The organism is Mycobacterium sp. NGS51 (assembly GCF_059812525.1).
Genome location: NZ_JCALCV010000022.1, coordinates 79,978 through 96,046 on the forward strand (window position 1 = coordinate 79,978; position 16,069 = coordinate 96,046).

Below are 16,069 nucleotides of genomic sequence, written 5' to 3' on the forward strand. Positions count from 1 at the left end.
AGTGGTACTCACTATTGCGCAGGCATGACGGCCATCACCGTCACCATTGACCTCGGACCCTACGGTTGCGTCACCGTAGGTTACGGTTGCGTCAGCGTAGGTTACGCTTGCGTACCCTTTCCGGCCTCGGGGACACTGCGTTGCAGTTCGGCAGAGAAGGGGGCAAACCGGTGGGGCACTACATCGCCAATGTCCGCGATATCAAGTTCAATCTGTTCGAAGTATTGAGCATCGGCGGCGTCCTGGGCACCGGCCGCTACCGCGATCTCGACATTGACACGGTCTGTTCGATGCTCGACGAGGTTGCTCGCTTGGCGGAGGGCCCGGTCGCGGACTCCTTCGCCGACGGCGACCGCAATCCACCAGTCTTCGACCCGCAACGCCACACGATCAGTGTCCCGGCCGAGTTCGCCAAGTCCGTGCAGGCGGTCAAAGACGCCGAGTGGTGGCGGATCGGACTTGCCGAAGGGATCGGCGGCGTTCCCGCGCCGGCGCCTCTGACCTGGGCGGTCACCGAGATGCTGCTCTCCGCAAATCCGTCCGCAGGCTTCTTTTACAACCTCGGCCCGGCGATGGCCAATGCGCTGTACATCGAGGGCACCGATGAGCAGAAGCGGTGGGCGGCCGCGGGCCTGCAGCGAGGCTGGTCGGCCACCATGGTGCTGACCGAGGCAGACGCCGGTTCCGATGTCGGGGCAGGCCGCACCAAGGCCATTGCGCAACCGGACGGCAGCTGGCACATCGAGGGCGTCAAGCGGTTCATCTCCGGAGGCGACGTCGGCGATACCGCCGAGAACATTTTCCATCTCGTGCTCGCCCGCCCCGAGGGCGCCGGGCCCGGCACCAAAGGGTTGAGCCTGTTCTACGTACCCAAGTACCTGTTCGATCCGGACACTTTCGAACTGGGCTCGCGCAACGGTGTTTTCGCTACCGGGCTGGAACACAAGATGGGTTTGAAGTCCTCCCCCACCTGCGAGTTGACATTCGGCGGCCATGGATTGCCCGCGGTTGGCTACCTGGTCGGCGACGTGCACAACGGGATCGCGCAGATGTTCACCGTTATCACCCACGCCCGCATGACAATCGGGGTCAAGGCTGCAGGCACCCTGTCCACCGGGTACCTCAACGCACTGGCCTTTGCCAAGGAGCGGGTGCAGGGTCCGGATCTGACTCTGATGACCGACAAAGCCGCGGCGCGGGTGACGATCACGCACCACCCCGATGTGCGCCGCAGCTTGATGACCCAAAAGGCCTATGCCGAAGGTCTGCGCGCACTTTATATGTATGCCGCTGCCCACCAGGAACACGCTGTCGTGCAACAGATCTCGGACACAGACCCGGATATGACGGCCCGGGTCGCCGATTTACTATTGCCCGTCGTCAAAGGAGCGGGCTCGGAACGGGCCTACGAAACGCTCACCGAGTCGCTACAGACATTGGGCGGGTCGGGTTACGTGGCCGATTACCCCATCGAGCAGTACATCCGCGACGCCAAGATCGATTCCCTCTACGAGGGCACCACCGCCATCCAGGCGCTGGACTTCTTTTTCCGCAAAGTCATCCGCGACGGCGGGGCGGCGTTGGACCATGTGGCGTCTCAGATCCGCCACACCATCGACACCTGCGATGAGACATTACGGAAGCCCGCCCTCCTGCTGGGCGTCGCCGTCGACGACGTCCAAGCGATGACGACCACGCTGAGCCAATACTTTATGGCGGCCGTTGAGCACGTGTCGGAGGTCTACAAGGTAGGGCTTGCCTCGGTGCGATTCCTGCTCGCCGTCGGTGATCTGCTCATCGGCTGGCGGCTGCTGGTGCAGGCTGATGTCGCCACGGCGGCGATCGCCGACGCCGCGACGAAAAACGACGACGCGTTTTACCAAGGCAAGATCGCGGCCGCGTCGTTCTTCGCCAAAAACATACTTCCGAACCTGACCGCGCTGCGCGGCATCGTCGAATCCCTCGACGACGGCATCATGCGGCTCCCCGAGGCCGCGTTCTAACTCTTGCCTCGCCAAACACGTTCGAACGGTAGTCGCCAGGCCCTCGGGGCAATCAACTGATGGATGGCGTTCGGCCCCCACGAGTCAAGGTCATAGCTGCGCACCGGCGGCGGATCATCCAACAACGGTGCCGAGATCTCCCACAGTCGTTCGATGCCTTCGGCCGTCGTGTACAACGTGCGGTCACCACGCATCGCGTCAAGAAGGAGCCGTTCGTAGGCCTCGAGGACCTCGCCGGCATGACCGGTCTCTTCCACCGTGAACTGCAGGCTGAGTTTGTCCAGCTTCATGCCCGGCCCGGGCCGCTTGCCGTAGAACGACAGCGACATCTTGCCCACATCGGCGAGGTCAAACGTCAGGTGATCCGGACCATGTTGCCCCACACCGGATCCGGGCGGGAACATGCTCTTCGGCGGCTCGTTGAATGCGATCGAGATGATGCGCTGGCCCTCCGCGAGACCCTTGCCGGTGCGGAGATAAAACGGGACACCCGCCCACCGCCAGTTGTCGATTTCGCACTTGAGCGCGACGAACGTATCGGTATCCGATCCCGCTGACACCCCGGGCTCGTCGAGGTAGCCCTTGTACTGTCCGCGCACGACATGGGTTGGATCGAGCGGGCGCATCGAGCGGAACACCTTGTTCTTCTCGTCGGTGATCGCATGCGGAGCCAGCTCGGTCGGCGGTTCCATCGCCACGAACGCGAGGATCTGGAACAAATGCGTGACCACCATGTCCCGGAAGGCCCCCACCGACTCGTAGAACTGTGCCCGCCCCTCCAACGTGAGCTTCTCGGGCACATCGATCTGGATGTGGTCGATGAAATTTCGGTTCCAAATCGGCTCGAATAAGCCGTTCGCGAACCGGAAGGCCAGAATGTTCTGTGCGGGCTCTTTGCCGAGAAAGTGGTCGATCCGGAAGATCCGTTCTTCTTCGAATCGCTGATGGATCGACTCGTTGAGTTCCCGCGCACTCTGCAGATCGGTGCCGAACGGCTTCTCCATGACCACTCGGGAGTGCTGCACCAAGTCCGCCTCGTGCAGCGTCTCCAGGACGGCCATCGCCGCCGATGGCGGCACGCTCAGATAGTGCAGCAGCCGGGCATCACCGCCGAGCTCCTTGATCTGCTCGCGCACCGCTGTGCCCAATGCTTCTGCGCCGGCGCTCTGCGGGAGGTAGGTCAAGTTTGTCTTGAACCGATCGAGTAATTCATCGGAGACCTCGTGGCTGGAGAACTCGTGGCAGGCCTTATGTGCCAACTCGCGAAACGCGTCGGTATCGAGGTCGTCCAGCGACGTGCCGACGATTCGGATTTCGGGAGCGAGGTTGGAGCAGGAAAGATGAAACATGCCCGGCAGTAACTTGCGGCGCGCTAAATCACCTGTGGCGCCGAAAATAACGACGACGTGCGGCTCCGTGCTTCTGCCCGCTCGGTCGGCTCCCCGGGACTTCGCGGAATCAGTCATAACCATGGTAGGTAGCCAGAGCCGGTCGCGACGAAACCGAATTGCGCAGGTCAGTGCCTCACCGTCGCGGCTGCTCAGGCTCGCGCGTCAAACGGTGAAGCCGAGCGCGCGCAGTTGCTCGCGGCCGTCGTCGGTGATCTTGTCCGGGCCCCACGGCGGGTTCCACACCCAGTTGATCTTCAGCTCACTGACCAGCCCGGCACCGATGAGCGCGGCACGCGACTGGTCCTCGATGACGTCTTGCAACGGGCATGCCGGTGAGGTCAAGGTCATGTCGATCAACGCCACCGGGCCTTCATCACCGTTCTCGACCTCCAAGCCGTATACCAGGCCCAGGTCCATGACGTTGATGCCGAGTTCGGGGTCGATGACGTCGTGCATCGCCTCGTCGACATCGGCGAGCACCGCGTCATGCGGTGTAGTGGTTTCGCTCATTTTCTACCTCCGGTTGAGTGCGATGTACTGGCCTCGGCCAGTGCCGACGTTTCCGCGATGGCCCGCGCCAGCGCGTCTTTGAATGCCATCCATCCCAGCAGCGCGCATTTCACCCGCGCCGGATACTTCGCCACACCGGCGAACGCGACGCCATCGCCGATGACGTCTTCGTCCCCTTCGACGGTGCCGCGCGACGACACCATCTCGGTGAACGCCGCGACAGTCTTCAGCGCCTCTCCGACGCTCTGACCGATCAGCTGCTCGGTGAGTACCGACGTCGCCGCCTGGCTGATCGAACAGCCCTGCCCGTCGTAGGACACGTCGGCAACGTGCTCACCATCCTCGGACAACGCCACCCGCAGGGTCAGCTCGTCGCCGCAAACCGGGTTGACGTGGTACACCTGGGCGCCGTACGGCTCTCGCAAGCCACGGTGTCGCGGGTGCTTGTAGTGATCGAGGATCACGTCCTGATAGATCTGCTCCAGTCGCACGCTCAGGGCCCCCCGAAGAAGTCCTGGGCACGCCGCACACCGGCCACCAGGCGCTCGACCTCGTCGAGCGTGTTGTAGACGGCAAACGATGCCCGCGCGGTGGCCGCGATACCGAATCTGCGATGCAGCGGCATCGCGCAGTGATGCCCAACCCGTACCGCGACGCCCTCATCGTCGAGCACCTGACCGACGTCGTGCGCGTGCACGCCGTCAACGACGAACGACACCGGCGATCCGCGGTTTTCCATCGACGTGGGCCCGACGATCCGCACGCCGTCGATACCCGACAGACCCTCGAGCGCGGCGGCGGTTAGTGTGCGTTCATGGTTCTCGACGGCGTCCATGCCGATGGCTTGCAGGTAGCGTGCCGCCGCACCCAATCCGACGACCTGGGAGGTCATCGGGGTGCCGGCCTCGAAACGCTGCGGCACCGGTGCGTAGCTGCTGGCCGCCATGGTGACCGCTTCGATCATCGAGCCGCCGGTGAGAAACGGCGGCATCGCGTCGAGAAGCTCGCGGCGACCGTAAAGCACACCGATTCCGTTGGGCCCCAGCATTTTATGCCCGGAGAACGCTGCGAAGTCGACGTTGAGCACGTGCAAGTCGACCGGCTGGTGCGGTACCGACTGGCAGGCGTCCAGCACGGTCAGGGCGCCCACGTCGCGGGCTTTGGCTACCAGTTCGGCCACCGGTGCCAGGGCTCCGGTGACGTTCGAATGGTGGCTGAACGCCACGACTTTGACACGCTCGTCGAGTTGCAAGGACTCCAGGTCGATACGGCCGTCGTCGGTGACGCCGTACCAACGCAGGGTGGCGCCCGTGCGCGCGGCGAGCTCCTGCCACGGCACCAGGTTGGCGTGGTGCTCGAGCTCGGTGGTGACGATGACGTCGCCCGGGCCAACAGCATGCTCAAAACGGCTGTCGCCCAACACATAGGAGGCCAGGTTGAGCGCCTCGGTGGCGTTTTTGGTGAACACCAACTCACCGGTGTCGGCGCCGATCAACTGCGCGATGTCGGCGCGGCCTTGCTCGTAGGCGTCGGTGGCCTCCTCCATCAGCTGGTGGGCGCCGCGGTGTACCGCACCGTTGGAGGTGGTGAGGAAGTCGCGCTCGGCGTCCAGCACCTGGATTGGCCGCTGCGAGGTGGCACCGGAATCCAAGTAGGCCAACTGTTTTCCGCCGCGCATCACCCGCTTGAGGATCGGAAAGTCAGCCCGGATCGCGGCAAGGTCGAGCAGGGGCGTCCGACCTAAAGCGGTAGCCATGGTTAGACCCCCGTGGCCGCCGCTTGGGTGAATCGCTCGTAACCGTTCTCTTCAAGTTCGTCGGCCAGCTCCGGACCACCGGACTCGATGATTCGACCGCCGATGAAGACGTGCACGAATTGCGGCTGGATGTAGCGCAAGATGCGGGTGTAGTGGGTGATCAGCAGGATGCCGCCGTGCTCGGATTCCGCGTAGCGGTTGACGCCCTCGCTGACCACGCGCAGCGCGTCGACGTCCAGCCCGGAGTCGGTTTCGTCGAGGATCGCGATCTTGGGCTTCAGCAGCCCCAGTTGCAGGATCTCGTGCCGCTTCTTCTCACCGCCGGAGAAGCCCTCGTTGACGCTGCGCTCGGCGAACGCCGGCTCAATGTCGAGGCTGTCCATCGCGGCCTTGACCTCTTTGATCCAGTGCCGCAGTTTCGGCGCCTCGCCGCGTACGGCGGTGGCCGCGCTGCGCAGGAAGTTCGACGTCGACACGCCGGGTACCTCGACGGGGTACTGCATGGCCAAAAACAGTCCGGCTCGGGCGCGTTCGTCGACGCTCATCTCGAGCACGTCCTGGCCGTCGAGCGTGATCGAACCGGAAGTCACTTTGTATTTCGGATGCCCTGCGATCGCATACGACAAGGTGGACTTACCGGATCCGTTGGGGCCCATCACAGCGTGGGTCTCACCGGAGCGCACCGTCAGATTGACGCCCTTGAGAATGGCGATTTCGTCGCCGTCCGCCGGGTTTTCGACACTGACGTGCAGGTCTTTGACTTCCAGAGTGGTCATGAAGCTGTTGCTCTCGATTCTGTGATGGCCAGTTCGTGTTCGATGGCTGTGGTCAGGCGCTCGCGTACCTCGGGCACCGCGATCTTCGCGATGATCTCCCCGAAGAAGCCACGCACCACCAACCGGCGGGCTTGCTCTTCGGGGATGCCGCGGGCACGTAGATAAAACAGTTGCTCGTCGTCGAATCGTCCGGTGGCGCTGGCGTGTCCGGCGCCGACGATCTCCCCGGTCTCGATCTCGAGATTAGGCACCGAGTCGGCCCGCGCGCCGTCGGTGAGCACCAGGTTACGGTTCACCTCGAAGGTGTCGGTGCCGGTGGCCTCGGCGCGGATCAGTACGTCACCCACCCAGACGGTGTGGGCATCGGGGCGGCCTGAGTCCGGATCTCCTTGCAGCGCACCCTTGTACAGCACGTCCGATTTGCAATCGGGTTGGGCATGGTCGATCAGCAGCCGTGATTCGAGGTGCTGGCCGTCGTCGGCGAAGTACAGGCCGAGCAGGCTGGCATCTCCACCGGGGGCGGCGAACCGGACCCCGCCCGACATCCGCACGACCTCACCACCCAGGGTGACCGCGACATGGCGCAATACCGCGTCCTTGCCGAGCCGGGCGTGGTGTGCGCTGAGATGGACGGTGTCGTCGGCCCAGTCGGCGATCCACACCACCGTCAGTCGGGCGGCGTCGTCGATGACGAATTCGACGTTGTCGGCGTAGGTTCCGCTACCGCGGTTGTCGATGACCACGACCGCTTCACCGAGCTCCTCGACCCGGATCTGCAGATGCCCGTAGGCCACCGCTCCCTCGCCGGGACCGGTGACCGCGATCTCCACCGGGTCGGCGACCTGAGTGTCACGGCCTACCGTGACCAACGTCGCAGCGTTGAACGACGAAAACGCCTGGGCGGCAACACGGTCAGCGGGCACGCCGCCCTGGCCCAGCCGCTCGTCACCACGCCGTACCGTCTCGACTCGCACGCCGGGCTGCTCGCCGACGGCGATTTGCGCGCTGCCGTTGGCCACCGCCGAACCGTCGTGCAGTCCGCGCAATCGCCGCAGTGGGGTGAAGCGCCAGGTTTCGTCACGGCCACGTGGCACCTCGAAGGCGTCCACGTCGAACGACGCGAACTGCTCCCCCTTGTTCAGCGCCGGAGTTTCCAGAGCCGCTGTCAGATTTTCAGCCGTCATCCGACAGCGCCCTCCATTTGCAGCTCGATCAGCCGGTTGAGCTCCAGCGCATACTCCATCGGCAGCTCCTTGGCGATCGGCTCGACGAAGCCACGCACCACCATCGCCATCGCTTCGTCCTCGCCGAGACCGCGGCTCATCAGGTAGAACAGCTGGTTGTCGCTGACCTTGGACACCGTGGCCTCGTGACCCATCGTCACGTCATCCTCGCGGATGTCGACGTACGGGTAGGTGTCGCTGCGGCTGATGTCATCGACCAGCAGCGCATCGCATTTCACACTGGCCCGGGACCCGTGCGAGCCCTTGTGCACCTCGACCAGACCGCGGTACGAGGAGCGGCCGCCGCCGCGCGCCACCGATTTGGACACGATGTTGCTCGACGTGTTGGGCGCCAGATGCAGCATCTTGGCGCCGGTGTCCTGGTGTTGATCCTCGCCGGCGAAAGCCACCGACAGCACCTCGCCCTTGGCGTGCTCGCCGGTCATCCACACCGCGGGGTACTTCATGGTGACCTTGGAGCCGATGTTGCCGTCGACCCACTCCATCGTGGCGCCCGCCTCGGCACGCGCCCGCTTGGTCACCAAGTTGTAGACGTTGTTCGACCAGTTCTGAATCGTGGTGTAACGGCACCGGCCACCGGGCTTGACCACGATCTCCACCACCGCCGAGTGCAGCGAAGCCGACGAGTACACCGGTGCGGTACAGCCCTCCACGTAATGCACGTAGGCGCCCTCGTCGACGATGATCAGCGTCCGTTCGAACTGGCCCATGTTCTCGGTGTTGATCCGGAAATAGGCCTGCAGCGGGATGTCGACGTGTACGCCCGGCGGCACGTAGATGAACGACCCGCCACTCCACACCGCGGTGTTCAGCGCGGAGAACTTGTTGTCGCCTGCCGGAATCACGGTGCCGAAGTACTGCTTGAAGATGTCCTCGTGCTGGCGCAGACCGGAGTCGGTGTCCAAGAAGATAACCCCTTGTGCTTCAAGGTCTTCGCGGATCTTGTGGTACACCACCTCGGACTCGTACTGGGCCGCAACCCCGGCCACGTAACGATTCTTCTCGGCTTCTGGGATGCCCAGCCGGTCGTAGGTGTTGCGGATGTCCTCGGGCAAGTCCTCCCACGCCTGGGCCTGCTGCTCGGTGGACCGCACGAAGTACTTGATGTTGTCGAAGTCGATGCCGCTGAGATCGGAGCCCCAAGTCGGCATCGGCTTCTTGACGAAGGTCCGCAGCGCCCGCAGCCGGCTGTTCAGCATCCACTCCGGCTCGTTCTTCTTCGCCGAGATGTCGCGCACCACCGCTTCGGAAAGCCCACGCTTGGCGCTGGCACCGGCGGTGTCGGAGTCGGCCCAGCCGTATTCATAGCGCCCCAGCGAGGCGATCGCCTCTTCCTGGGTCAACTGCCCCGCGGCGGCAGCGGCCTTGGTGGCCTCTGGGGTGAGAGTCATAACGACGCTCCTTCGGTGCTCGTGGTGGCTTCGGAGCGGGCTGTGCGCCGAAGTGCGGGCTGGTTGATGTCGGTGGTGAGCGGAACATGGGTCGTACAGACGCAGTCGCCGTTGACGATGGTCGCCAACCGCTGAACATGGGTCCCGAGTACCTCGGCCATGGCCTGCTGTTCGGCTTCGCACAATTCGGGGAATTCCTCGGCCACGTGCGACACCGGGCAGTGGTGCTGGCAGATCTGCATACCGTGAATCGGGCCGTCGACTCGTGTAGTCGTCGCGACGTACCCGGCCTCGGTCAGCGCGCCGGCGATCCGTCCGGCGGCCGCCTCGACATCGGCTTCGGCATCGGAATCGGCTTGGTCGACGTCGGACAGAATCGCATCGATGCGCTGCCGGGCGAAGGTGCGCACGGCGTCCTCACCACCGATTTCACGCAACTGCCGCATCGCCGCCGACGCCAGGTCGTCGTAGCTGTGGTCCAACTTGGCGCGGCCCGCGGCAGTCAGCCGGTACCGCTTCGCGGGCCGGCCCCGTCCAACCTGCTGCCAGGCCGCTGCAGGAACCGACTCCGCCTCCCCCGCGTCAATCAGCGCGTCGAGATGGCGCCGGACACCAGCCGCGGACAAACCCAGCCGATCACCGATTTGGCCTGCGGTGACCGACCCAGTTTCCAGCAGCAACCGCACGACGGCGCCTCGAGTGTGGCCGTCGTGTGTCGCTGACGCGGCTGCAACCGCATCCGACGGGATTTTCACAACACCAGTGTGACGCAATTCCGGCGATGGGTAAAGCGGGGGTGGCCTACGCGGCGGCCGGGGCCGATGGCGGCGACCCGCTTCCGCCCGGCTCCGCCGCGCTGGCGATCGCCGCTACGCTGCACTGGTGGCAGCCCGCCAGCACACGCTGAGTTCGTCGATTGCCAGTTGGCATGGCGACGAACAGGCCGTGGGCTCGCCGCTCAACGATAGTGAACTGGTCGCGGTCCGACGCACCCGGTTGTTCGGCGCGACCGGCACCGTGTTGATGGCGATCGGCGCGCTGGGGGCCGGGGCGCGGCCGGTGGTCCAGGACCCAACGTTCGGGGTTCGGCTGCTCAACCTGCCGTCGCGCATCCAAACGGTGTCGCTGACGATGACCACCACCGGCGCGGTGATGATGGCGCTGGCCTGGCTGATGTTGGGCCGGTTCGCCCTGGGCGACCGGCGCATGTCGCGCGGCGAACTGGATCGAACACTGCTGTTGTGGACGTTGCCGCTGCTGGTGGCCCCGCCGATGTACAGCAAAGACGTCTACTCCTACCTGGCGCAAAGCCAGATCTGCCGAGAAGGTCTCGATCCCTACCGGGTCGGTCCGGCCCCAGGCCTGGGCCTCGGTCACGTGTTCACGCTGTCGGTGCCCAGCCTGTGGCGTGAGACGCCTGCGCCCTACGGGCCGCTGTTCTTGTGGGTCGGCCGCGGGATTTCCGAGTTGACCGGGGAAAACATCGTCGCCGCCGTGCTGTGTCATCGGCTGGTGGTGTTGATCGGTGTCGGCCTGATCGTGTGGGCGACCCCGCGGCTGGCGCGCCGCTGCGGGGTGGCCGAGGTCAGCGCGTTGTGGTTGGGCGCGGCTAATCCGCTGCTGATCATGCATCTGGTGGCCGGGATCCACAACGAGGCGCTGATGCTCGGTTTGATGCTGACCGGTACCGAGTTCGCGCTGCGTGGCCTCGACTCGGGGCGGGCGCTGCTGCCCCACCACCTGCCCCGGCACCGAAGTCAACGCCAGGACTGGGCTCCGCTGGGCATGCTGGTCGGCGGTGCTGTGCTGATCACGCTGTCCTCGCAGGTGAAGTTGCCGTCACTACTCGCGCTGGGATTTGTGGCGATGGCCCTGGCCTACCGCTGGGGCGGCAACCTGCGAGCGCTCTTCCTGGCCGGCGGGCTGATGACCGGGTTGGCACTGGCGGTCATGGCTGTGGTCGGCTGGGCCAGCCGGCTCGGCTTCGGCTGGATCTACACGCTGGGCACCGCCAATGTGGTGCGCAGCTGGATGTCGCCGCCGACGCTGTTGGCGCTGGGTACCGGACAAGTCGGGATTCTGCTGGGGCTGGGCGATCACACCACCGCCGTGTTGTCGCTGACCCGTGGCATCGGTGTGCTGATCATCGCGGTGATGGTGGCCTGGCTGCTGATGGCGGTGTTTCGTGGCCGATTGCACCCGGTCGGCGGACTCGGCGTCGCGCTGGGCATCACCGTGCTGCTGTTTCCGGTGGTGCAGCCGTGGTATCTGCTGTGGGCGATCATCCCGCTGGCCGCCTGGGCCACCCGCCCCAGCTTCCGGATCGCGGCGATCGCGGTCACGATCGTCGTCGGCGTTTTCGGCCCGACCGCCAACGGGGATCGCTTCGCGTTGTTCCAGATCGTCGACGCCACTGTGGCCAGCACGATCATCGTGCTGCTGCTGATCGCCGTGACGTACACCCGATTGCCATGGCGGGCGCTGCCACGCGCCGGCCGCGAGCTGATCCACGACGCGGTGGCCCCGGATGTGGTGAGCGCCACCGAGACCCGGCAACCCACGCCGGTAGCTGACGCTTACGCTGAATCCCCGTGAGCTCGGATGTCCGCGTGCGGTTGCGCGGGGTCTGCAAGCAGTACGGGTCGACAACCGCTGTGGCCAACCTCGACCTCGACGTGCACGCCGCTGAGGTGTTCGCGCTGCTGGGGCCCAACGGCGCCGGCAAGACCACAACCGTCGAGATGTGCGAAGGTTTTGTCCGCCCGGACGCCGGCAGCATCGAAGTGCTCGGCCTGAATCCGATCGCCGACAACGCCCGGCTGCGGGAACGGATCGGCGTGATGTTGCAGGGCGGCGGCGGCTACCCGGCCGCGCGCGCGGGCGAAATGCTCGACTTGGTTGCCGCCTATGCCGCCGACCCGCTGGATCCGCAGTGGCTACTGAGCACGTTGGGTCTCACCGACGCGGCACGAACCACCTACCGGCGGCTGTCCGGCGGCCAGCAGCAGCGGCTGGCATTGGCCTGCGCGCTGGTCGGCCGTCCCGAACTGGTGTTTCTCGACGAACCCACCGCCGGCATGGACGCGCACGCCCGGTTGACGGTGTGGGAGTTGATCGACGCGCTGCGTCGCGATGGCGTGACGGTGGTGCTGACCACCCATCAGCTCAAGGAAGCCGAGGAACTCGCCGACCGGCTGGTGATCATCGACCACGGCGCCACCGTGGCCGCCGGGACGCCGGCCGAGCTGATGCGCAGCGGCGCCAAAGACCAGCTGCGATTCAGCGCCCCGCCGCGGCTCGACCTGTCGCTGCTGGTCTCGGCGCTGCCCGAGGACTATCAGGCGACTGAGGTGCTGCCGGGCGAGTACCTGGTCGAGGGCCCGGTGGACCCGCAGGTGCTGGCCACCGTGACGGCGTGGTGCGCGCAAATCGACGTGCTGGCCACCGGCATGCGGGTCGAACAACGCAGCCTCGAAGATGTTTTTCTGGATCTGACCGGGCGAGAGTTGCGGTCATGAGTGAGCCGCTATTCCCGGCGGGCACCTTCACACCCAATCCGCACCCCAACACCGTGCAGCGAATGCTGGCCGCGCAGTTCAGCCTCGAGCTCAAGCTGCTGTTGCGCAACGGTGAGCAACTGCTGCTCACCATGTTCATTCCGATCACCCTGCTGGTGGGGCTCACGCTACTGCCGCTGGGGTCATTCGGCGACGACCGCGCCGCCACTTTCGTGCCGGTGATCATGGCGCTGGCGGTGATTTCCACCGCATTCACCGGCCAGGCGATCGCGGTCGCATTCGATCGGCGCTACGGCGCGCTCAAACGGTTAGGTGCCACCGCGCTGCCGGTTTGGGGAATCATCGCCGGCAAATCGCTGGCTGTTGTGACGGTGGTGTTCTTGCAGTCAATCATCTTGGGCGGCATTGGTTTTGGGCTTGGATGGCGTCCGCATGTCGCGGGTCTGGCGTTGGGTGCCGGCATCATCGCGCTGGGCACGGCGGGTTTCGCCGCGCTGGGCCTGTTGCTGGGTGGCACGCTGCGCGCCGAGATCGTCCTGGCAGTGGCCAACCTGCTGTGGTTCGTCTTCGCCGGGTTGGGCGCGTTGACCCTGGATATGGAAACGGTTCCCACCGCCGTCAAGTGGGCCGCCCGGCTCACGCCCTCCGGCGCGCTGACCGAGGCGCTGTCCCAGGCGATGAGCGTCTCGGTCGACTGGTTCGGAATCGTCGTGCTGGCGGTGTGGGGAGCGATCGGCGGGCTGGCCGCTCTGCGCTGGTTTCGCTTCACCTGAGGGCAGTCACGCGCGGCCTCGCAATCCCTACTACGTGATGTAGTTATTCGTCGCCTACGATCGAGGTCGTGACCATGCCCGTCGGACGATGGCTGCTGCGGCTGGTGGATCTGCTGCCCATGCCCAACGTGGGCGCGCAGCGCCTCATCGCGGCGGCGGTGATCCTGACGCAGGGCGGCATCGCGGTCACCGGCGCGATCGTCCGCGTCACCGCATCCGGGTTGGGTTGTCCCACCTGGCCGCAGTGCTTCCCGGGCAGTTTCACCCCGGTGGCAGTCGCAGAGGTGCCCCGGATTCATCAGGCGGTCGAATTCGGCAACCGCATGGTGACTTTCGCCGTCGTCATCGCCGCCGCATTGGCGGTGCTGGCCGTCACCCGGGCCCGCCGTCGCACCGAGGTGCTGGTCTACGCCTGGTTGATGCCCGCCTCGACGGTGCTGCAGGCGGTGATCGGCGGCATCACCGTGCTCACCGGTCTGCTGTGGTGGACGGTGGCAGTCCATCTGTTGGCGTCGATGACGATGGTGTGGCTGGCCGTTCTGCTTTACGTCAAGGTGGGTGAACCCGACGAGGGTGTCGTCGTCCGCCGGGTGGTGGCACCGCTGCGCGGGCTCACCGCACTCAGCGCGGTCACGTTGGCCGCGGTGCTGGTGACCGGCACGCTGGTCACCGCGGCGGGCCCGCACGCCGGCGATACCAGCCCGCTACGGACGGTGCCGCGGCTGAAGATCGAGGTCACCACGCTGGTGCATATGCATTCATCGCTGCTGGTCGCCTACCTGGCCCTGTTGGTGGGGCTTGGCTTCGGGCTGCTGGCGGTGCGTGCGCCCAGGCCGGTGCTGTTGCGGCTGGGTGTGCTGCTCCTGCTGGTGTGTGGGCAAGGCGTGGTCGGCACCGTGCAGTTTTTCACCGGGGTGCCGCCCGCACTCGTGACGCTGCATGTCGCCGGCGCGGCGGTGTGCACCGCGGCGACGGCCGCGTTATGGGCGTCGATGCGTGAACGGGCCCAGGCCCAGCCGCTGAAGGGCGGACTCGACGCACACGGCGAACTGGCGCTCGGCGACCTCACGCCCAGCGTGGTCCAGTAGTCCCCACCCCAGCGCTGGCCCGACCAGATCAAGACGTGCCAACCGCGCATCACCCGGGTCGCCGGTGACATCGGCGCGGGCATAGAGCAACTCGTCGGTGGCGATGTCCAGGTGTTGGGCGGCGGCGCTCAGCGCGGCATACCCGACGTCCCACAGTTCGAAGTCGACGTCGACCGACCGTCGCCGGGTAAACGCGTGGGACTGCGTGCCGCCCAGATAAACCAGCGCCGTAGTCTCGCCAACCGCGTCCAGCTGTGTCGGTACCCCGGCGTTCTTCAGGTCGCGCAGGTATTGCTCGTTGGTGTTCCAGGCCACGACATCGGGCGCATTGAGCACGTTGGGCACCCGTCTGCTCCAGGTCAAAAATTCGTCGAGTCGGCCGTCGGCGGCCGCGCGCAGGATCACCAGGTCGGCGTGCATGGTGTCCGGGTCGTCCCACGACATCCAGCGAGCGTGCAAACCGCGCTTGCGCAGCGCCGCGACCAGGCCGGCCTCGTCACCGGCCGCGGCTGAATGCCCTGCTCCTCCTCGTGCCGCCCCGCGGCCCGCATCGTCGCCGGGCGCGGCCAGCACGATCCGGGGATGACGAATGTCGGGGCGGGCCAACTTCATGCGCACGTCACACTTGCGGATGATAGTGGGCATGCATGCAATCGAAGTCGCCGAAACCGGTGGGCCGGAAGTCCTGCGCTATGTCGACAAGCCCCGGCCCTCTCCCGCGGCCGGCGAAGTGCTCATCAAGGCCGAAGCGATCGGCGTCAATTTCATCGACACTTATTTCCGGTCCGGCCAGTACCCGCGGGAGCTACCGTTCATCCTCGGCACCGAGGTGGCCGGGACCGTGGCGGCCGTCGGCGACGGTGTGACGGCCGTGGGGGTCGATGACCGGGTCGTGACCGCAACCGCGTCGGGTGGCTACGCCGAATTCTGCACGGCACCAGCTGAATTCGTGGCTCAAGTGCCGTCTGCCGTGGATTTTGACGTCGCGGCCTCGGCTCTGCTGAAGGGAACGACCGCCCACTATCTGCTCAAGTCGGTCTATCCGGCGCAGCCCGACGACACCGTATTGGTGCACGCTGGAGCAGGCGGGGTGGGCCAAATCCTGACGCAGTGGGCGGCCAGCTTGGGCATCCGGGTGATCACCACCGTGTCGACCCCGGCCAAAGCCGAGCTGTCCCGGCAAGCCGGCGCCGCCGAGGTGCTGGACTACCCCGGCGATGACGTCGACGAATTCGCTAGGCGGATACGCGGATTGACCGACGGCGCCGGTGTCGCCGCCGTGTACGACGGTGTCGGCGCGAGCACCTTCGACGCCAGCCTGGCCAGTCTTGCGGTGCGCGGGACGTTGGCCTTGTTCGGCGCGGCCAGCGGTCCGGTCCCGCCGGTTGACCCGCAGCGACTCAACGCCGCCGGCTCGGTATACCTGACCCGGCCGTCACTAGTCCACTTCACCCGTACTGGCGAGGAATTCGCTTGGCGCACCGGCGAATTGTTCGACGCTATTGCCGCGGGTTCGATCAACGTGACCGTCAGCGAACGCTATCCGCTAGCCGATGCCGCTCGAGCGCACCGCGATCTGCAGGGGCGAAAAACGGTCGGCTCGATCGTGCTGCTGCCTT

At 65.8% G+C, this 16,069-nt stretch carries 16 protein-coding genes; 7 read left to right on the top strand and 9 right to left on the bottom strand.

Annotated elements, in window-relative coordinates:
- The first annotated feature begins 170 nt into the window (after nt 1-170).
- Complete coding sequence (locus AC5Y5W_RS22090) at nt 171-2,003, top strand: acyl-CoA dehydrogenase (protein ID WP_500013873.1); 1,833 nt, start codon at nt 171-173, stop codon at nt 2,001-2,003.
- On the opposite strand, the gene zwf is transcribed toward AC5Y5W_RS22090, so the two are convergent.
- From zwf to AC5Y5W_RS22130, 8 genes are all read right to left on the bottom strand, one after another.
- Nucleotides 2,000-3,469, bottom strand: coding sequence for a glucose-6-phosphate dehydrogenase (gene zwf, locus AC5Y5W_RS22095; RefSeq protein WP_500013853.1), 1,470 nt, complete (start codon nt 3,467-3,469; stop codon nt 2,000-2,002). The genes AC5Y5W_RS22090 and zwf overlap by 4 nt on opposite strands.
- Nucleotides 3,470-3,556: 87 nt before the next feature.
- Nucleotides 3,557-3,904: a metal-sulfur cluster assembly factor gene (locus AC5Y5W_RS22100; RefSeq protein WP_500013855.1), complete on the bottom strand. Its 348-nt coding sequence runs from the start codon at nt 3,902-3,904 to the stop codon at nt 3,557-3,559.
- Nucleotides 3,901-4,401 (bottom strand): Fe-S cluster assembly sulfur transfer protein SufU, encoded by a 501-nt coding sequence (gene sufU, locus AC5Y5W_RS22105; RefSeq protein WP_500013875.1) that lies wholly within the window; start codon nt 4,399-4,401, stop codon nt 3,901-3,903. Before sufU ends, AC5Y5W_RS22100 begins: the two co-directional genes overlap by 4 nt.
- Nucleotides 4,398-5,660 (bottom strand): cysteine desulfurase, encoded by a 1,263-nt coding sequence (locus AC5Y5W_RS22110; protein ID WP_500013857.1) that lies wholly within the window; start codon nt 5,658-5,660, stop codon nt 4,398-4,400. The genes sufU and AC5Y5W_RS22110 overlap by 4 nt, the downstream gene beginning before the upstream one ends.
- 2 nt (nt 5,661-5,662) lie before the next feature.
- Nucleotides 5,663-6,436: a Fe-S cluster assembly ATPase SufC gene (gene sufC, locus AC5Y5W_RS22115; protein ID WP_500013858.1), complete on the bottom strand. Its 774-nt coding sequence runs from the start codon at nt 6,434-6,436 to the stop codon at nt 5,663-5,665.
- Nucleotides 6,433-7,620, bottom strand: a complete 1,188-nt coding sequence (gene sufD, locus AC5Y5W_RS22120; protein WP_500013859.1) for a Fe-S cluster assembly protein SufD — start codon at nt 7,618-7,620, stop codon at nt 6,433-6,435. The genes sufC and sufD overlap by 4 nt, the downstream gene beginning before the upstream one ends.
- Nucleotides 7,617-9,071 (bottom strand): Fe-S cluster assembly protein SufB, encoded by a 1,455-nt coding sequence (gene sufB, locus AC5Y5W_RS22125; protein ID WP_500013861.1) that lies wholly within the window; start codon nt 9,069-9,071, stop codon nt 7,617-7,619. The genes sufD and sufB overlap by 4 nt, the downstream gene beginning before the upstream one ends.
- Entirely contained in the window at nt 9,068-9,844 is a 777-nt protein-coding gene (locus AC5Y5W_RS22130) for a helix-turn-helix transcriptional regulator (RefSeq protein ID WP_500013863.1), read from the bottom strand. The genes sufB and AC5Y5W_RS22130 overlap by 4 nt, the downstream gene beginning before the upstream one ends.
- Before the next feature lie 8 nt (nt 9,845-9,852).
- On the opposite strand from AC5Y5W_RS22130, the gene AC5Y5W_RS22135 reads away from it, so the two are divergent.
- From AC5Y5W_RS22135 to AC5Y5W_RS22155, 5 genes are all read left to right on the top strand, one after another.
- The gene (locus tag AC5Y5W_RS22135) at nt 9,853-9,978 is read left to right on the top strand and encodes a hypothetical protein (protein ID WP_500013864.1); all 126 of its coding nucleotides are present in this window, start codon (nt 9,853-9,855) and stop codon (nt 9,976-9,978) included.
- Nucleotides 9,954-11,666 (top strand): polyprenol phosphomannose-dependent alpha 1,6 mannosyltransferase MptB, encoded by a 1,713-nt coding sequence (mptB, locus tag AC5Y5W_RS22140; protein ID WP_500013866.1) that lies wholly within the window; start codon nt 9,954-9,956, stop codon nt 11,664-11,666. Before AC5Y5W_RS22135 ends, mptB begins: the two co-directional genes overlap by 25 nt.
- Nucleotides 11,663-12,589, top strand: coding sequence for an ABC transporter ATP-binding protein (locus AC5Y5W_RS22145; protein ID WP_499890408.1), 927 nt, complete (start codon nt 11,663-11,665; stop codon nt 12,587-12,589). Before mptB ends, AC5Y5W_RS22145 begins: the two co-directional genes overlap by 4 nt.
- Entirely contained in the window at nt 12,586-13,362 is a 777-nt protein-coding gene (locus tag AC5Y5W_RS22150) for an ABC transporter permease (protein WP_500013867.1), read from the top strand. The genes AC5Y5W_RS22145 and AC5Y5W_RS22150 overlap by 4 nt, the downstream gene beginning before the upstream one ends.
- 119 nt (nt 13,363-13,481) lie before the next feature.
- A complete protein-coding gene (locus AC5Y5W_RS22155) occupies nt 13,482-14,450 on the top strand; it encodes a COX15/CtaA family protein (RefSeq protein WP_500013877.1) in 969 nt (322 codons plus the stop codon).
- On the opposite strand, the gene AC5Y5W_RS22160 is transcribed toward AC5Y5W_RS22155, so the two are convergent.
- The gene (locus AC5Y5W_RS22160) at nt 14,343-15,062 is read right to left on the bottom strand and encodes a DcsG N-terminal domain-containing protein (protein ID WP_500013879.1); all 720 of its coding nucleotides are present in this window, start codon (nt 15,060-15,062) and stop codon (nt 14,343-14,345) included. The genes AC5Y5W_RS22155 and AC5Y5W_RS22160 overlap by 108 nt on opposite strands.
- Nucleotides 15,063-15,093: 31 nt before the next feature.
- Here AC5Y5W_RS22160 and AC5Y5W_RS22165 point away from each other — a divergent pair.
- Nucleotides 15,094-16,069 (top strand): quinone oxidoreductase family protein (locus AC5Y5W_RS22165; RefSeq protein ID WP_500013869.1); only part of this gene is annotated, 976 nt, incomplete at its 3' end.